Genomic DNA, 17262 nt, shown 5'->3' on the forward strand with positions numbered 1-17262 from the left:
CGATCTGGTGAAGTGGACCGAGGACGGCGAGCTGGTCTACCTCGAACGTCTCGACTTCCAGATCAAGTTTCGCGGCCAGCGCATCGAACTGGCCGAGATCGAGAGCGCCCTGCTGCTGGCGCCAGAGGTGGCGCAGGCCGCGGTGCGGCTCGTCACCGCCGACTCCGGCGACTACCTGGCGGGCTACGTGGTCGCGGCCCCCGGCATCGACCTGGACCCGGAGACCCTGCGGGACGGGCTGATCCGGGTGCTGCCGCCGTACATGGTGCCGACCGCCCTGATGGCGCTGCCCGAACTGCCGCTCAACTCCAGCGGCAAGCTGGACCGCAAGGCACTGCCCGTTCCGGAGCTGCGCGCCAAGAGCTTCCGCGCGCCCGTCGACGCCGCCCAGCGCCTGGTAGCGGCCGTGTTCTCCGAGGTGCTGACAGTCGAGCGGGTCGGCCTGGACGACGACTTCTTCGCCCTCGGCGGCAGCTCGCTCGACGCCGCCCGGGTGACCTCCCGCATCGGCGCCGAGCTCGGCGCCCGGGTGCCGGTGCGCCTGCTCTTCGAGGCCTCCACCGTCGAGGGCATGGCGGCCGCGCTGGTCGCCGCCAACCCCGACGCCGCCCGGCCGGTGCTGGCCGCGCGCCCGCGCCCCGACCGCATTCCGCTCTCGCCCGCCCAGCAGCGCCTGTGGTTCCTCAACAGGATCGAGACCGAGGACGGCGAGCACAGCGTCTACAACCTGCCGATCGTCCTGCGCCTGCGCGGTGCGCTGAACATCGCGGCGCTGGAACAGGCGACGCTGGACGTGCTGGCCCGCCACGAGTCCCTCCGCACCACCTACCCGGACTCGGAATCCGGCCCCTACCAGCACATTCTGGATGTGGCGGACATCGGGCTGAGCCTGAGCCCGGTGCCGGTCGCCGCCTCGGAGATCACCGGCGCGCTCGCCGCCTTCGCCTCGGCCGGATTCGACGTGACCGGCGAACTCCCCTCGCGCATCGGGCTTTTCGTGCTCGACGAGGAGACCGAGGACCGGTCCCCGGAATACGTCCTGGCCGTCGTCGTGCACCATATCGCCGCCGACGCCCTCTCGCTGGCGCCGCTGATCACCGATCTCATGCGCGCCTACACCGCCCGCCTCGCCGACACCGGACCCGGCTGGGAGCCGCTGGCGGTGCAGTACGCGGACTACAGCCTCTGGCAGCACGAATTGCTCGGCGACGACCGGGAACCGGGCTCGGTGGCACACCAGCAGCTCGAGTTCTGGCGCGCGACCCTGGCGGGCCTGCCCCCGCAGCTGGCGCTGCCGACCGACCGCGCCCGTCCCGCGACGCCCGCCAATACCGGTGCGTCCGTGTCGTTCTCGGTGGACGAGACCGTCGCCGCCGACCTGCGGGAGCTGGCCCGGGCCCACGGCGTGACCATGTTCATGGTCGTGCACGCCGCCTTCGCGGCCCTGCTGGCGCGCAGCAGCGGCACCGCCGACGTGGCCGTGGCCTCGCCGATCGGCGGCCGCGGCGAACGCGAACTCGACGCCCTCATCGGCATGTTCGTCAATACCCTGGTGCTGCGCACCCAGGTCGAGCCCGATCTGTCCTTCACCGACCTGCTGGGCCGGGTGCGCGCCGCCGACCTGGCCGCCTTCGCCCACGCCGACCTGCCCTTCGAGCGCATCGTCGACGCCCTGGCCGTGGACCGCACCACCGGCGCCCCGCCGCTGGCCCAGGTGATGCTGACCTTCACCGACGCGGCCCGCATGGGCGGCGCGCAGGCCTTCGCCCTGCCCGGCCTGACCGTGGCCCCGGTCGAGATCGACGACCCCACCGTCAAATTCGACCTGCACCTGGTGGTCGGCGAGCTGGGGGAGCGCGCCGGGCTGACCGGCAACCTGCGCTACGCGACCGAGCTCTTCGACGCCGCCACCGCTGCCGCGCTCGCCGCGCGCCTGGGCCGGGTGCTGGCGGCCGTGGCCGCCGACGCGACCGTGCGGGTCGGGGACATCGACCTGCTCGACGCCGCCGAGCGGACCCGGATTCTGCACGAATGGAACGACACCGCCGCCGCGCTCGACCTGCCCGAGGGCGATGCCGCGACGCTGGTGTCGCTGTTCGAGACCCAGGTGGCGCGGACTCCCGACGCGACCGCTCTCGCCTTCGAGGGGTCGAGCCTGACGTACAGCGAGTTCGCCGTGCGGGTACGGCAGCTGGCGCGCTGGCTGATCGGTGAGGGCGTCGGCCCGGATTCCTTCGTGGCCCTGGGCATGCGGCGCTCCCTCGACCTGCTGGTCGGCATGTACGCGGTGGCCGCCGCCGGCGCCGCGTATGTGCCGTTGGACCCGGACCACCCGGCCGAGCGCATCGAATACATCCTCGACACCGCCGATCCGGTCACCGTGCTGACCTCGGGCGAGGACCTGGCGATGGATGTCGCGCAGGTGCGGATCGATCTGCTGGATCTGACCGGGTTCTCCGACGAGCCGATCACCGACGCGGATCGCGCTGCGCCGCTGCGGGCTTCGAACAATGCCTACGTCATCTTCACGTCCGGCTCGACCGGTCGCCCGAAGGGCGTGGCGGTGCCGCACTCGGCCATCGTCAACCGCCTGGTCTGGATGCAGGCCGAGTACGGCCTGACCGCCGACGACGTGGTGCTGCAGAAGACCCCGGCCACCTTCGACGTGTCGGTGTGGGAGTTCTTCTGGCCGTTGCTGATCGGCGCCACGCTGGTGGTGGCGCGGCCGGAGGCGCATCGCGACCCGGCTCAGCTCGCGGAACTCATTGCCCGCGAAGCCGTCACGGTCACCCACTTCGTGCCCTCCATGCTCGCCGTCTTCGTCGCCGAACTCGAGACTGCGCTTCGCGTCGGCGAAACGTCGGTGGTTCGCGGCCGTCTCGATTCTGGACTGACGGAGCGGGGGAGCGAAGCGGAGGAGCGGAGGAGCGAAGAATCGAGACCTCAGGGCCGCGAACCCGCCGGAGCGGAGCGGAGGCAAATCCTACACAGCCTGCGCATGGTGTTCGCCTCCGGTGAGGCCCTGGCGCCGAAGTCCGCGCATCGACTGCGTGAGCTGACCGGTGCCGAGCTGCACAACCTCTACGGCCCGACCGAGGCCGCCGTCGACGTCACCTACCACCAGGTCGCCGACGTCGACGTGGACTCGGTGCCGATCGGCCGCCCGGTGTTCAACACCCAGGTGTACGTGCTGGATTCGCGGCTGCGGCCGGTGCCGGCGGGTATCGCCGGTGAGCTCTACCTCGCGGGCGATCAGCTCGCCACCGGCTACGTGGCACGCCCGCGCCTCACCTCGGATCGCTTCGTGGCCAACCCCTTCGGTGTCTCCGAACGCATGTACCGCACCGGCGACCTGGTGAAGTGGCTCGACAGCGGCGAACTGGAATACCTGGGCCGCACCGACTTCCAGGTGAAGTTGCGCGGTCTGCGCATCGAGCTCGGCGAGATCGAATCCGCCCTGGTCGAATCGGCGTCGATCGCCCAGGCGGCGGTCGTGGTGCGCGGTTCCGGCCGCGCCGGCGCCGAGCCGCAGCTGGTCGCCTACCTGGTGCCCGCCCCCGGCGCGGAGATCTCGCCATTAGAGCTGAAATCAGCTCTCGCGCAGCGCCTTCCGGCCTACATGGTGCCCGCCGTCTATGTGCCGCTGGACGCCCTCCCGCTCAATGCCTCCGGCAAGCTCGACCGCGCCGCCCTGCCCGCGCCGGCGGCCGCCGCCTCCGCCTTCCGCGCCCCCACCGGCCCCGAGGAGCGGATCGTCGCGGAGGTCTTCGCCGCCCTGCTCGGGGTCGAGCGGGCGGGCGCCGACGACGACTTCTTCGCCCTGGGCGGCAACTCGCTCATCGCCACCCAGCTGGTGGCGCGCCTGGGTAAGGCCGCGGGCGTGCGGATTCCATTGCGCGCGGTCTTCGAGGACGCCACGGTCGCCGGGCTGGCGGCCCGGATCTCCGCGGCCGACGCCGAAACCGTGGTCGAGCTGCCGCCGGTCTCGGTGCAGCAGCGCGGCGACCGCATCCCGCTGTCCATCGCGCAGCAGCGCATGTGGTTCCTCAACCGCTTCGACATCCGCGACGGCTACACCATTCCGTTCGCGCTGCGGCTCACCGGCTCCCTGAACCTCGAGGCCCTGCAGGCCGCGGTGGCCGATGTGGTGGACCGGCACGAGACCCTGCGCACCATCTATCCCGAGCACGACGGCGAGGCCAGCCAGCTCGTCCTGCCCGCCGGCACCCGCCTGATCGATCTGGTGCCCGAGCCGGTCTCGGCCGACGCGCTGCCCGGCCTGGTGGAAGCGGTGGCGCGCACCGCCTTCGACGTGACCGCCGAGGTGCCCTTCCGCATCCGCCTGCTCGAGCTCACCGACGAACCCGGCGCCTACCTGCTGGTCATGGTGGTGCACCACATCGCCGCCGACGGCTGGTCCTTCGGCCCGCTCACCCGCGACATCGCCAGCGCCTATGTGGCCCGCTGCGCGGGGGAGATCCCCAATCTCGCGCCCCTGCCGGTGCAGTACGCCGATTTCGCGCTGTGGCAGCGCGCCGCCCTGGGCAGCCCCGACGATGCCGACTCGGTCCTGGCGCGCCAGCTTTCGCACTGGACCCGGCGCCTGCACGGGGTACCCGACGTGCTGGCCCTGCCCACCGACCGCCCCCGCCCGGCGGTCGCCAGCGGCCGCGGCGCGGGCTTCGGCGGCCGCTTCGATGCCGAATTGCACGCGGCCGTCCTGGATTTCGCGGCCACCCGCCGGGTGACGCCGTTCATGGTGCTGCACACCGCGCTGGCGGTCACGCTGGCCCGGCTCTCCGGCACCGGGGACATCGTCATCGGCACCCCGGTGGCCGGACGCGGTGACGAGGCTCTCGACGACCTGGTCGGCATGTTCGTCAACACCCTGGTACTGCGCACCGAGGTGCGCCCGGACGCGTCGCTGTCCGAGCTGCTCACCCAGGTCCGCGACACCGACCTGACCGCCTTCGAACACGCCGTGGTGCCCTTCGAAATGCTGGTCGACGCGGTGAATCCAGTGCGCTCCCAGGCGCATTCGCCGCTGTGCCAGGTCACGCTGACCCTGCAGAACCACATCCGGCCCAGCATCCGGCTCAACCGCCTGGCCATCGAGGCGCTCACCGTCGACGCCACCGCCGCCCAGTTCGACCTGGACTGGACCATGGCCGAGACCGCCGACGCCGAGGGCGCGCCCGCCGGCATCGAGGTCTACATCACCTACGCCACCGACCTGTTCGACGCCGCGACCATCGGCGCGTTCCAGGACACCTACGAGCGCGTGCTGCGCGCCCTGCTCGCCGACCCGCGCACCACCGCCGGGGACGTGGAGATCATGGCGCGCGCCGAACGCGGTGTGCTGCTGGTGGATCGCAATGCCACCACCCGGGTGCTGCCCGCCGAGACCCTGGCCGAGCTGCTGGACGCCCGCGCCGCGCAGGACCCCGACGCGGACGCGCTCGTCTTCGAGGGCGATCGGATCGCCTACGCCGACCTGGCGCGTCGCGTGAATCGCCTGGGCCGCCTGCTGATCTCGGAGGGTGTCGGTCCGGACGCCATCGTCGGCGTCACCGCGCAGCGCTCGATCGACATGGTGGTGGCGCTGTACGCCGTCGTGGCCGCCGGCGCCGCCTACGTGCCGGTCGATCCGTCGCATCCGGCCGACCGCATCGCGCACGTCCTCGGCACCTCGGCCGCCACCCTGGTGCTCACCGTCGGCGGCGCGGAACTGCCGGCACTCGACGGCGTGCGCGTGCTCGACGTCGCGGGGCTGACGGAATCCGGTGCCCTGGAGGATCTTTCGGACCAGCGGATCACCGATGCCGACCGACGGGGCGCGCTGCGGCCGGACAATCTCGCCTACGTCCTCTACACCTCCGGCTCCACCGGCCTGCCCAAGGGCGTGGCGACCAGCCACCGTGCCATCATGAACCAGCTGCGCTGGCTCGAGGACCGCTACGGCGTCACCCGCGCCGACCGCATCATGCAGCGCGCCCCGCTGGCCTTCGACGTCTCGGTGTGGGAGTGCTTCCTGCCCGCCATGGTCGGTGCGCCCCTGGTGATTCCGCGTCCCGGCGGGCACCAGGACCTCGACTACCTGGCCGGGCTCATGCGCGAGTTCGGCGTCACCATCGCCGAACACGTGCCGTCGGTGCTGGCGGCCCTGGTCGCCGAGGGCCACGGCGACGCGCTGCGCTCGTTCCGGCACCTGCACACCGGTGGCGAGGCGCTGCCCGTCGAACTGCTCGGCCGGCTGCGCGAGCTGGTGAGCGGCTCGGTGCACAACGCCTACGGCCCGACCGAGGCCGCGATCTCGACCATCTACCACGAATTCTCCGACGCCGACCCGGATTTCGAGGTCGCCATCGGCCGCCCGAACTGGAACACCCGCGCCTACGTACTCGACGCCCGCCTGCGCCCGGTGCCCACCGGCGTCATCGGTGAGCTCTATCTGGCCGGTGCGCAGCTGGCCCGCGGCTACCAGGGGCGGGGCGGGCTCACCGCCGACCGGTTCGTGGCCGACCCGTTCGGCGTGCCCGGCGCGCGCATGTACCGCACCGGCGATCTGGTGCGCTGGAACCGCACCGGCGACCTGGTGTACGTGGGCCGCAACGACTTCCAGGTGAAGCTGCGCGGCCAGCGCATCGAACTGGGGGAGATCGAGGCGGCCCTGCTGTCCGCGCCCGGCGTCGCGCACGCGGTCGTGCTGCTGGCCCGCGACACCGCCGGGACCGACTGCCTGGTCGGCTACGTGTCCGGCACCGGGCTCGACGCCGAGACCGTGCTCGAGCACGCCCGCACCCAGCTGCCCTCCTACATGCTGCCCGCCCACCTGGTGGTGCTGGCGGAGATGCCGCTCACCAGTGTCGGCAAGCTGGACCGGAATGCCCTGCCCCCGGTCGAATTCACCGCCGCGACCGTCGCCTACCGCGCGCCGGCACCGGGCACCGAGGCCACGCTGGCCGCCCTGATCGGCGATCTGCTCGGCGGCGTCACCATCGGCGCCGACGACGACTTCTTCGCGCGCGGCGGCAACTCCCTGCTGGCCATGCGCCTGGTGGCGCGCGCCAATGCCGCCCTGGGCGCGGAGCTGAGCGTGCGTCAGCTGTTCGAGGCGCCGACCGTGGCCGAGCTGGCGGCCCGCATTCGCGGTGGCGGGCAGCGCCTGCCGCTGCGGCGGACGCCGCGACCGGAGCGAATCCCGCTGTCGCTGGCCCAGACCCGGATGTGGCTGCTCAACCGCCTGGACCCGGAATCCGCGGCCTACAACGTGCCCGCGGCCGTCCGTGTCACCGGCGAGATCGACACCGGCGTGCTGAGTGCCGCCTTCGCCGACGTGATCGGTCGCCACGAGACGCTGCGCACCATCTACCCGGCCGACGCGGACGGGGTCGGTTACCAGTTGGTCCTGCCCGTCGACAGCGCGCTCCCAACCCTGGAGATGCGAACCGGCGCCGACGCGGCCGACCTCACCTGGATCGAGAGCTTCGTGGCGCGCGGCTTCGACGTCACCACCACGGTGCCGGTGCGCGCCGCGCTCATTCGCGAATCCGAGCACAGCCACGTGCTGGTGGTGGTGCTGCACCACATCGCCGGCGATGGCAAGTCGCAGGATCCGCTGCTGCGCGACACCATCACCGCCTACCTGTCCCGCGCCGCGGGCCAGGCTCCGGTGTGGATGGAACTGCCGGTGCAGTACGCCGATTACGCGCTCTGGCAGCGGGCCGCCCTGGAACAGTCCGGCCCGCGTGAGCTGGCGTACTGGACCGAGGCGCTGGCCGATCTGCCCGAGGAGCTGCCGCTGCCGACCGACCGGCCCCGGCCGGCCGTGGCCTCCGGGCGCGGCGCCCGGGTGCAGGCGCGGCTGGACGGCGGCCTGGCCGCCGCGATCAGGCGAATCGCGGAGGCGCACAACGTCACCCCGTTCATGGTGTGGCACGCCGCGCTCGCGGTGCTGCTGGCCCGGATGTCGGGATCCGCCGACATCACCATCGGCACCCCGCTCGAGGGCCGCGGCAATGCCGCCCTCGACGACCTGGTCGGCATGTTCGTCAACACCCTGGCGCTACGTACCCGCCCGGAACCCGGCCTCGGGTTCGATGCGCTGCTGGACCAGACCCGCGAGGTCGATCTGGCCGCCTTCGACCATGCGACGGTGCCGTTCGACCAGGTGGTCGAGGCCCTCGGTGTGCCCCGCACGCAGGCCCGCAACCCGCTGTTCACCGTGGTCCTGAGCTACATGAACCTGGGCGCGCAGACCTACGCGGTGCCCGGCCTGGTGCTGGAGCCGGTCGACTTCGAACACCGGGTGGCCCGGTTCGATCTGCAGTTCACCGTCTCCGACGAACCCGATGTCGACGGCCACCTGGCCATCGAATTGAACTACGCCACCGACCTTTTCGACGAGGCCACCGCGGCCGGTCTGCTGCGCCGCCTGGGCCGCGTGCTCGGCGCGATCGCGGTCGACGCCTCCGTCCCGGTCGGCGAGATCGACCTGATGTCCCCGTCGGAACGCGCGGGACTGCTGGATCGGTCCGTCACCCAGCCGGTTGCGCCGCGCTCGCTCGGTGACTACTTCGCCGAGGCCGCCGCGACCTACCCGGACAACATCGCCGCGCGGTACCGGGACCGGGAGCTCACCTACCGCGAGCTGGACGCCGAGTCCTCACGCCTGGCTCGGGTGCTCATCGACCGCGGCATCGGCGCGGAAGACTATGTCGCCCTCGCCATTCCGCGCTCGGACACCACCCTGCTGGCGGTGTGGGCGGTCGCCAAGACCGGTGCCGCCTTTGTTCCGGTCGACCCGAACTACCCGGCCGACCGCATCGAGCACATGCTGACCGACTCGGGCGCGACCTTCGGGTTGACCGTCGCCGCGAGCCGAGACCGGCTGCCCGGCGCGGCCGAGTGGCTGGTCATCGACGACGCCGAATTCGTCACGGCAACAAGGGAACTCGACACGACCCCGATCGCGCCGGGCGAACTGCGTCGACCGGCGCGAGTTTCCAACCCGGCCTGGATGGTCTACACCTCCGGTTCCACGGGCCTGCCCAAGGGCGTCGTCGCGACCCACGGCGGTGTGGCGGGCGTCGCGAGCTCGCAGCGGGAGCGGTACCGGCTCGCCGCCGACGCCCGCGTCCTGCAGGTGTCCTCGCCGAGTTTCGACGCCTACCAGCTGGAGATCCTCATGGCCACGCCGGTCGGCGCGCGCCTGGTGATCGCCCCCGCCGAGGTGTACGGCGGCACGGAGCTCACCGACCTGATGGCCGCCGAGGGCGTCACCCACGCTTTCATCACGCCGTCCGTACTACAGACGCTGGATCCGGCGCGGCTGCCGGGCCTCCGCGAATTGGCCATCGGCGGTGAGGCTTTCGGCCCGGAGATGGTGACCCGCTGGTCCACCGGCACCCGTGCCGTACACAACGCCTACGGTCCGACCGAGACCACCATCACCTCCAATATCGGCGCGCCGATGCTGCCGGGCGAGCCGGTGGAACTGGGTGCCCTTACCGCAGGCATGGCGGCGGTCGTGCTCGACTCCCGGCTGCGGCCGGTCCCGGTCGGCGTGACCGGTGAGCTGTACCTGAACGGCCCGGGCGTGGCGCGCGGATACCATGCGCGGCCGGGACTCTCGGCCGAACGCTTCGTGGCCGACCCGTACGGCGCGCCGGGCGAGCGGCTCTATCGCACCGGTGACCTGGTGCGCTGGACGGCCCGGGCGGACGGCCGGCGTGGGCTCGAATACGTCGGCCGCGCCGACCATCAGGTGAAGGTGCGCGGCCTGCGCATCGAGCTCGGCGAGATCGACGCGGCCCTGACCGCCCACGAGACGGTCGAATTCGCCGTCACCCTCGGCCACACCGACGCCGCGGGCGCGGCCGCGCTGGTGTCGTACGTGGTGGCCGCGCCCGGTCACGCCATCGACGTGGACGAGTTGGTCGCCCACGCGGGCCGCTCGCTGGCCGCGTACATGGTGCCCGCATCGATCATGGTGCTCGACGCCGTCCCGCTCACCCCGGTCGGCAAGCTGGATCGTAAGGCCCTGCCGGAGCCCGTCTTCCGCACCGTCGAATTCCGGGCCCCGCGCACCGACGCCGAGCGCACCGTCGCCGGGGTGGTCGCCGCCGTGCTCGGCACCGTGGACGCGGAGCGGGTCGGCCTCGCCGACGACTTCTTCGCGCTCGGCGGAAACTCGCTCACCGCGACGCAGCTGGCCGCGCGCCTGAGCGCCGCGTTCGGCGTGCCGGTGCCGGTCCGGGCGGTGTTCGAGCATTCGACCGTGGAGGCGCTGGCCGCCGCGGTGCTCGCGATCGACTCGGACGCCCCGGCCCGCCCGCCGCTACTGCCCCGGACGGTGACCGGCCCGGTCCCGGTTTCCCTTGCGCAGCAGCGCATGTGGTTCCTGAACCGCCTGGATCCGGACTCCACCGCCTACAACATCCCGCTCCCCATCCGCCTGACCGGGCCGCTGGACGCGGCGGCGCTGGCGGCCGCGATCGCCGACGTGGTGGTCCGGCACGAGGTGCTGCGCACCGTCTACCCGGAAACCGAGTCGGGTCCGGTGCAGGTGGTGCTGCCCGCCACCGCGGCCACGGATCTGCCTGCGCTGGAGCCGATTCCGGTGACCGAGGAAACGGTCATGGCGGCCGTCCTCGAGGTGATCGGCCAGGGCTTCGACGTCACCGCGGCCGTGCCGCTGCGGGCGGCGCTGTTCCAGCTGGCCCCCGAGGACCACGTCTTCGTGGTCGTCATGCACCACATCGCGGGCGACGGCAGCTCGCTGGTGCCGCTGGCTCGCGATGTGATGACGGCCTACGCGGCGCGCAAGTCGGGCGTTGCTCCGGCATGGACGCCGCTGCCGGTCCAGTACGCGGATTACGCGGTCTGGCAACGCGAACTGCTCGGCTCCGAGGACGATCCCGCCTCGCTGGTCTCGCGGCAGCTGAGCTTCTGGACCGAGACCCTGGCCGGACTGCCCCCGCTGCTCACCCTGCCCGCCGACCGCCCGCGGCCGGTGGTGCTGGACACCGACGGTCGCCGCGTCGATTTCGCCATCGACGCCGAGACCCACACGGCCCTGGCCGAATTGGGCCGATCCAGCGGTGCGACCCTGTTCATGACCGTGCACGCGGCCTTCGCGGCCCTGCTGTCCCGGCTGACCGGCTCGACCGATGTCGCGGTCGGCACCCCGGTCGCCGGGCGCGGTGACGCGGCGCTGGACGATCTGGTCGGCATGTTCGTCAATACCCTGGTGCTGCGCACCGAGGTCGCCCCGGCCGAGGGCTTCACCGACCTGCTGCGGCTGGTCCGGGCCCGCGACGTCGCGGCCTTCGATCACGTGGACGTGCCCTTCGAGCGGCTGGTCGAGGTGCTCAACCCGGAGCGTTCGACCGCGCGTCACCCGCTGGTGCAGGTCGGCTTCTCCTTCCACAACCAGGACCGGGCGGCCTTCGATCTGGACGGGCTGCGGGTCGGCGCCATCGAATTCGATGCCGACGTCTCGCAGTTCGACCTGCACCTGGTGGTCATGGACCGCTACGACGCCGACGGCGCCCCGGCCGGGATGACCGCGACCATGACCTATGCGACCGCGCTGTTCGACGAGGTCACCGTAGCCGGATTCGCCGAGCGCCTGGAGCGGTTGCTGGCGGGCGTGATCGCCGATCCGCACGGTCCGATCGGCGACCTGGACATCCTGGGCGACAGGGAAAGCGAACGCCTGACGCGGTCCTGGAACGCGGCCGACAGCGGCTTCCCCGCGCGCGGGCTGCTCGACGAGTTCGACGCTCAGGTGCGACGCACTCCCTTCGCCCTCGCGGTCGTCGAGGGCGGGCGGACGCTGAGTTACCGCGACTTCGCCGAGCAGGTCGACCGGCTGGCCCGGGTGCTCATCGGCGCGGGCGTCGGCCCGGAAACGCTGGTGGCGCTGGCGCTTCCGCGCAGCATGGAACTGCTGATCGCCATGTACGCCGTGGTGCGGGCGGGCGGTGCCTATGTCCCACTGGATCCCGCGCACCCGATCGAGCGCACCGCGATGGTCCTCGTGACGGCCGCGCCGGCCGTGGTGCTCACCAGCTCCGCCCGGACCATGACGCTGCCGGACGACCTGCCGGACGCCACGATCGTGCTGGACGTCGCGATCGCCGGCGATCGGACCCTGCCGGGCGCCGCGATTCGCGACGAGGAGCGCCGTGCGCCGTCCTCGCCCGCCGATCCGGCCTACGTGATCTTCACGTCGGGTTCGACCGGCAAGCCCAAGGGCGTGGCCGTGCCGCACGCGGCGGTCGCGCACCAGCTGGACTGGATGCAGTCGGAATACGCCCTCGCCGAGGGAGATTCGGTGCTGTGGATGACCTCCGCGGCCTTCGACCTGTCGGTGTGGGAACTCTGGTGGGCGTTGCGCACCGGATCACGGATCGTCCTGGCTCCCGAAGGTGCACAACACGACCCGGAAGGACTGCTCGATCAGATCCGCCGGGAGTCCGTCACCACCCTGACCCTGGTGCCCTCGCTGCTGGCCATGCTGGCCGATGTCGCCGGCGCGGACGGTCTGCCGGCGTCACTGCGCCGCCTGCTGGTCATCGGCGAGGCGCTGCCCGCCGAGACGCTCCGGCGCGCCAGGTCGGCGACCGCCGCGCGCATCGACAACCTGTACGGCCCGACCGAGGCGGCGGTATCGGTCACCCGATTCCGCACCGACGCCGACCTGCGCCAGGCCGTGGTGCCGATCGGCACCCCGGAGGCGGGCAACCGGGTGTACGTGCTCGACGACCGGCTGCGACCGGTGCCGGTCGGTGTCCCCGGCGAGCTGTACCTGGGCGGCGCGCAGCTGGCCCGCGGCTACCACGACCGTCCGGATCTGACGGCGGAGCGGTTCGTGGCCGATCCGTTCGGCCCGGCCGGTTCGCGCCTCTACCGCACCGGCGACCTGGTGCGCTGGGTGCGGTCCGCCGATGCCGGCGTCCTGGAATTCGTGGAACGCCGCGATTTCCAGGTGAAGGTGCGCGGCTACCGCATCGAGCTGGCCGAGATCGAACACGCCCTGCGTGCGCAGCCCGGCGTGACCGACGCGGTCGTCGTGGTCGACGGCGCGGGCGACGCGGCACGGCTGGTCGGATACTTCAGCCTCGACGCCGACACCGAGCCCGCGCAGCTGCGTTCGCGGCTGGCCGGACTGCTGCCCAGCTACATGGTGCCCGAGGCGCTCCTGTGCCTGGACGCCGTGCCGCGCAACGCCAATGGCAAGGTCGATCGTGCCGCGCTGCCCGCGCCGGAGTTCGCCCCGCGCGAATACCGCGCTCCCGCAACCGAAGTCGAGGCCGCCGTGTGTGCGGTGTTCGCGGAGGTCGTGGGCGTGGACCGGGTCGGCCTCGACGACAACTTCTTCGAGCTGGGCGGCAATTCCCTGCTCGCGGTCCGGCTGGCCACGCGGCTCGGTGAAGCGCTGGGCCAGCAGGTTCCCGTCGTCCTGGTCTTCGCCGCGCCGACGCCCGCCGAGATCGCGGGGCCGCTGAGCGCTCCGGGCGGCGTCGACACCGAGGCCGCGTTCGCTGTCCTGCTGCCGCTGCGGCCGTCCGGTACGGGCGCACCGCTGTTCTGCGTCCACCCGGTCGGCGGCATCTCCTGGTCGTTCGCCGGTCTGGCGCCCTACCTGGCGGAGGACCGCCCGATCTACGGTCTGCAGTCGCCGACCCTGGCCGCCGATGTGCCGCTGCCGGATTCGATCGAGGAGTGGGCGGCGCGCTACGTGCGCGAGATCCGCGCCGTGCAGCCCGAAGGGCCGTACCACCTGCTCGGCTGGTCGCTCGGCGGTGTGCTCGCCCACGCCATGGCGGTGCAGCTCCAGGACGAGGGGCAGGAGGTCGCGGTCCTGGCCATGCTGGACAGCTCGCTCGAGAGCGACGTCGATCCCGAGTCCGCCGTCCCGGTGGCGGAACTGCTCGGCGAGGTGCCGGGACTGGTCGACGCCGAATCGGAGGTCGGCGCGGACCGGATCGCACGGATCGTGGACAGCGCACTCGCGGCCTTCCCGCTCATCGGCGCCTACCGGCCCCGCCGCTTCAAGGGCGACCTGATGTATTTCCATGCGGCCCTGGACGATCCGAGCGGCAGCTGGGGCGTCTCCAGCTGGACCGACGCCATCGACGGCGTGCTGGAGAACCACGCTGTCCCGGCCACTCACTGGCGGATGACCTCGCCCGACGCGCTCACCCACATCGCCCGCGTACTGAACGCCCGCACTCCCCGGACTTAGGAAGGCAACCCGCATGAGCAATCCCTTCGATGACGAAAACGCGCAGTTCTACGTACTTGTCAACGAGGAGGCCCAGCATTCGCTGTGGCCGGTGTTCGCCGCCGTCCCCGGTGGCTGGACCGTCGCGCACGGTCCGGCCCGCCGGCAGAGCTGCCTGGACTATGTCGAAGCGCACTGGACCGATATGCGGCCGGCGTCGCTGATCCAGGCGATGGCGGCCGATCCCGAATAGCCCTGCGGCACAACAGTTCCGCATCCAAGACCCGGGGTCACATCGGCCCCGTGCGGCGGTCCCGAGAAGAAACCACAAATCGAGGGGGTCTGTCCGCGTCGTGAAAGAAAGGGAAACACCATGACCACCACTCCTCCCCCCACTGGTGGCGGAACCACCGTCGACATCGGCGCCCTGATGACCCAGGTGCTGCAGTTCCTCGGCGCCGGTTCCACCGCGAGCTACAACCCCAAGGGTCCGAAGGCCAAGCGCCGCAACGCGAAGTAATTCGCGCCGAACACCGAACACTCTGAAAGGATCTTCCATGCCTGTCTACACCGGCAGCGGTTTCACCGACCTCCTTCTGGCCTTCGCCCACCTGGTGACCTCGGGCTCGTCGACCTCGATCGTCCAGGGCTAGGAGGCGCCATGTTCAGCGGCAGCGCTGTGAACAATCTCTTCGAACTGTTGGCCAAGGCGCTGGGCACCGGTTCCTCGTACACCCTCCCGCCGCAGACCACGACTACGGTGTAGCGGTCGGCCAGGTGTGAAGGCCGCCAGGACTTTCCGGTCCTGGCGGCCCCGGGCCCGCGACGTCCGGCCATCGGCGCTCAGTCGACGGCCGGCCAGTCCCAGCCCAGTTGAAGAAACATGCCCAGCCGGTCGCTGACCGCGCGGATCTCGCTGATGCGCGAGTCGGTCAGGGTGAAGATCCAGATCTGCTCGACGTCGCAGGTGCGTCCGGTCGGCTCCGGCATCCGGGCATGCGCGCCCGTGTGACGGCCGATCACCCGTAGCCGCGCCACGATTCGATCGTCCTCACCGATCAACTCCTGCACCAGGATTCCGCTCTCCTGCTCGTCGGTCGCACTGAAGGCCGCGAGCTGCCGGCGGAAACCCTCGATGGCGGCGCCCGGTGCGTCCTCCTCCCCGAAGATCACCTTGTTGTGGTCGATCACCTGCGGGGACAGGTAGCGGACCCACTCGGTCCCACCCTCGAGGCCGTGGTTGAGCGCGTCGATGAACGCGGTGATGACGGTCTTGTTGTCGGCGACGGTGGTGGTGGTCATGCGGTTTCTCCCTTTCCGATGACTCTTACGTCGTAAGAGTTCGTTGCCGTGGACTATGATTCACTTACGACGTAAGAGTTGTCAACACCGGAAGGAAACCCGATGGCCGCCAAGCGCACCCGAGCCGAGCGAGCAGGCATTTCCCGCGAGCAGGTGCTCGACGCGGCACTCGCCTTCGCCGATCGGGACGGCCTGGCCGCGCTGTCCATGCGCAAGCTCGGGGCCGAGCTCGGCGTGGAAGCCATGACCCTGTACCACTACGTCCCGAACAAGGACGCCCTGCTCGACGGCATGGTCGAGCGCGTCATGTCCCAGGCCGACGCCGGATTCACCGACGGCCCTTGGCAGTCGGTCCTCGGCGACTACGCCCGTGCCCTGCGGACCGCGCTGCTCGCGCATCCCGGCGCGCTGCCGCTGATCGCGACCCGGCCCGCCGTGACCCCGAAGACCCTGCACACCGCCGAACGCGGCCTGAAACTGTTGGTGGAGGCGGGTTTCGACCTCGGCCCCGCCCTCGACGCCCTGAACGCGCTCACCCTGTTCGTGGTGGCCCATGCCAATTCCGAAGCCCGTACGGCCCCGGTCAACGAGGCGGGCGATCCCGGATCTGCCGACTATCTGAAAACCCTTGATCCGGAGGAATTCCCGCTGATCCTGCAGGCGGCACGCACCGGCGCGGGCACCGACGACCGCATCCGTTTCGAGTTCGCCGTGGCGGCCTTGGTCCATGGCTTCGCCGCCGCCGCGGGACTGCCGGCGAATCGCCAGGTGTGAGAGCGATACTCGGAATCGCCGCGCGTCAGCGTTGCAGCTGCTGCAGAACCCAGCCCGCGGTTTCGGCGCTGGACCGGATCAGCGAGTGGTCCACCGGCTCGGCACCCGGGAAGAGATCCTCGTACACCGCGTTCACCACACCCGGCTCGTCGAGGGTCGAGCAGGCGGGGGCGGGGGTGGCGAGCTGATCCTTGCGCGTCGCGATCACCGAGTAGATGACGCCCGGCTGGGTGACCGCGGTGTCGAACAGTGCGCGGTACGTCGGTGAGTCCGGCATCATCTGCATGGCGGTGGCCATATCCGGCGAACTCGCGGCAAGCAGCGACTGCAGCCACGGCGCCGAGGTCAGCAGCTGCACCGGGGTGATCGGCGGATTCCTCAGGCCGACAACGCCCGCCCCATCGCACCCGCGCGCCTCCGGTGTGATGAAGACCGCGTGGCTCACCGTCGGCGCTCCGCCGAGCAGCTTCAGGTAGTAGTTCGACACGATGGTCCCCGCCGAGTGCGCCACGATCTCGACCCGGTCGGCCCCGGTGGTCCGGCGCACCTTCGCGATGAAGTCCGCGACCTGCCGCGCCTCGCCGGGCATATCGCCGTTCCACCGCTTGTCGTTCACGATCCCGCCCTGGAACACCAGGGCGCAGTACCCGGCCCCGCGCAGCGCCCCGACCATGGTGTCCCATTGCGCGGCGGTCTGTTCCGGACTGCCGTCCCCGCCCGGCAGCACCACCACCGGATCCGGGTGTGCGACCGTCGGCGCGCAATCGATGGCCGGCTCGATGGTCTCCCCGGCCGGGAGCGCCCGGCTCCCGGATCCGGTATCCGGCGTGGCCTGCGCCGTTCCCATCGACAGCACGGCCGCTCCCGCGACGACAGCGATGGCGTTCATGATAATCCTCATGGACACAACGCCTTCCGGCCCGATTCGTGTAACCCGCCCGAAACCTGGTTAA

General features: G+C 71.3%; 6 protein-coding genes (1 of these 6 only partly in view). 4 read left to right on the top strand and 2 right to left on the bottom strand.

The genetic code is table 11. The features are described 5' to 3' along the window. The 3 genes from ABZ909_RS32340 to ABZ909_RS32350 all read left to right on the top strand — a co-directional run. Positions 1–14254 carry the 3' portion of a non-ribosomal peptide synthase/polyketide synthase gene (locus ABZ909_RS32340; protein WP_357007243.1) on the top strand. It extends 4775 nt beyond the left edge of the window, so 14254 of the gene's 19029 nt are visible here — the last part of the coding sequence; the start codon falls outside the window, past its left edge; the stop codon is at positions 14252–14254. A 13-nt stretch (positions 14255–14267) separates the two neighbouring features. Continuing rightward, on the top strand, positions 14268–14486 hold the full coding sequence (locus tag ABZ909_RS32345; RefSeq protein WP_357007245.1) for an MbtH family protein: 219 nt from the start codon (positions 14268–14270) through the stop codon (positions 14484–14486). 120 nt (positions 14487–14606) lie between these two features. Continuing rightward, positions 14607–14753, top strand: coding sequence for a hypothetical protein (locus ABZ909_RS32350; protein ID WP_157184737.1), 147 nt, complete (start codon positions 14607–14609; stop codon positions 14751–14753). Between the two features lie 323 nt (positions 14754–15076). Here the strand turns inward: ABZ909_RS32350 and ABZ909_RS32355 are convergent, their stop codons facing one another. Then, on the bottom strand, positions 15077–15535 hold the full coding sequence (locus ABZ909_RS32355; protein WP_357007247.1) for an ester cyclase: 459 nt from the start codon (positions 15533–15535) through the stop codon (positions 15077–15079). A 102-nt stretch (positions 15536–15637) separates the two neighbouring features. On the opposite strand from ABZ909_RS32355, the gene ABZ909_RS32360 reads away from it, so the two are divergent. Next, positions 15638–16309, top strand: a complete 672-nt coding sequence (locus ABZ909_RS32360) for a TetR/AcrR family transcriptional regulator C-terminal domain-containing protein (RefSeq protein ID WP_357007249.1) — start codon at positions 15638–15640, stop codon at positions 16307–16309. A 25-nt stretch (positions 16310–16334) separates the two neighbouring features. On the opposite strand, the gene ABZ909_RS32365 is transcribed toward ABZ909_RS32360, so the two are convergent. Continuing rightward, positions 16335–17198 carry a hypothetical protein gene (locus tag ABZ909_RS32365; protein WP_357007251.1) on the bottom strand — a complete coding sequence of 288 codons (864 nt, stop codon included), beginning with the start codon at positions 17196–17198 and terminating at the stop codon, positions 16335–16337. Between the last annotated feature and the right edge of the window lie 64 nt (positions 17199–17262).

Origin of the sequence: Nocardia sp. NPDC046763 (genome assembly GCF_040645495.1) — a bacterium.
Lineage (GTDB): Bacteria > Actinomycetota > Actinomycetes > Mycobacteriales > Mycobacteriaceae > Nocardia.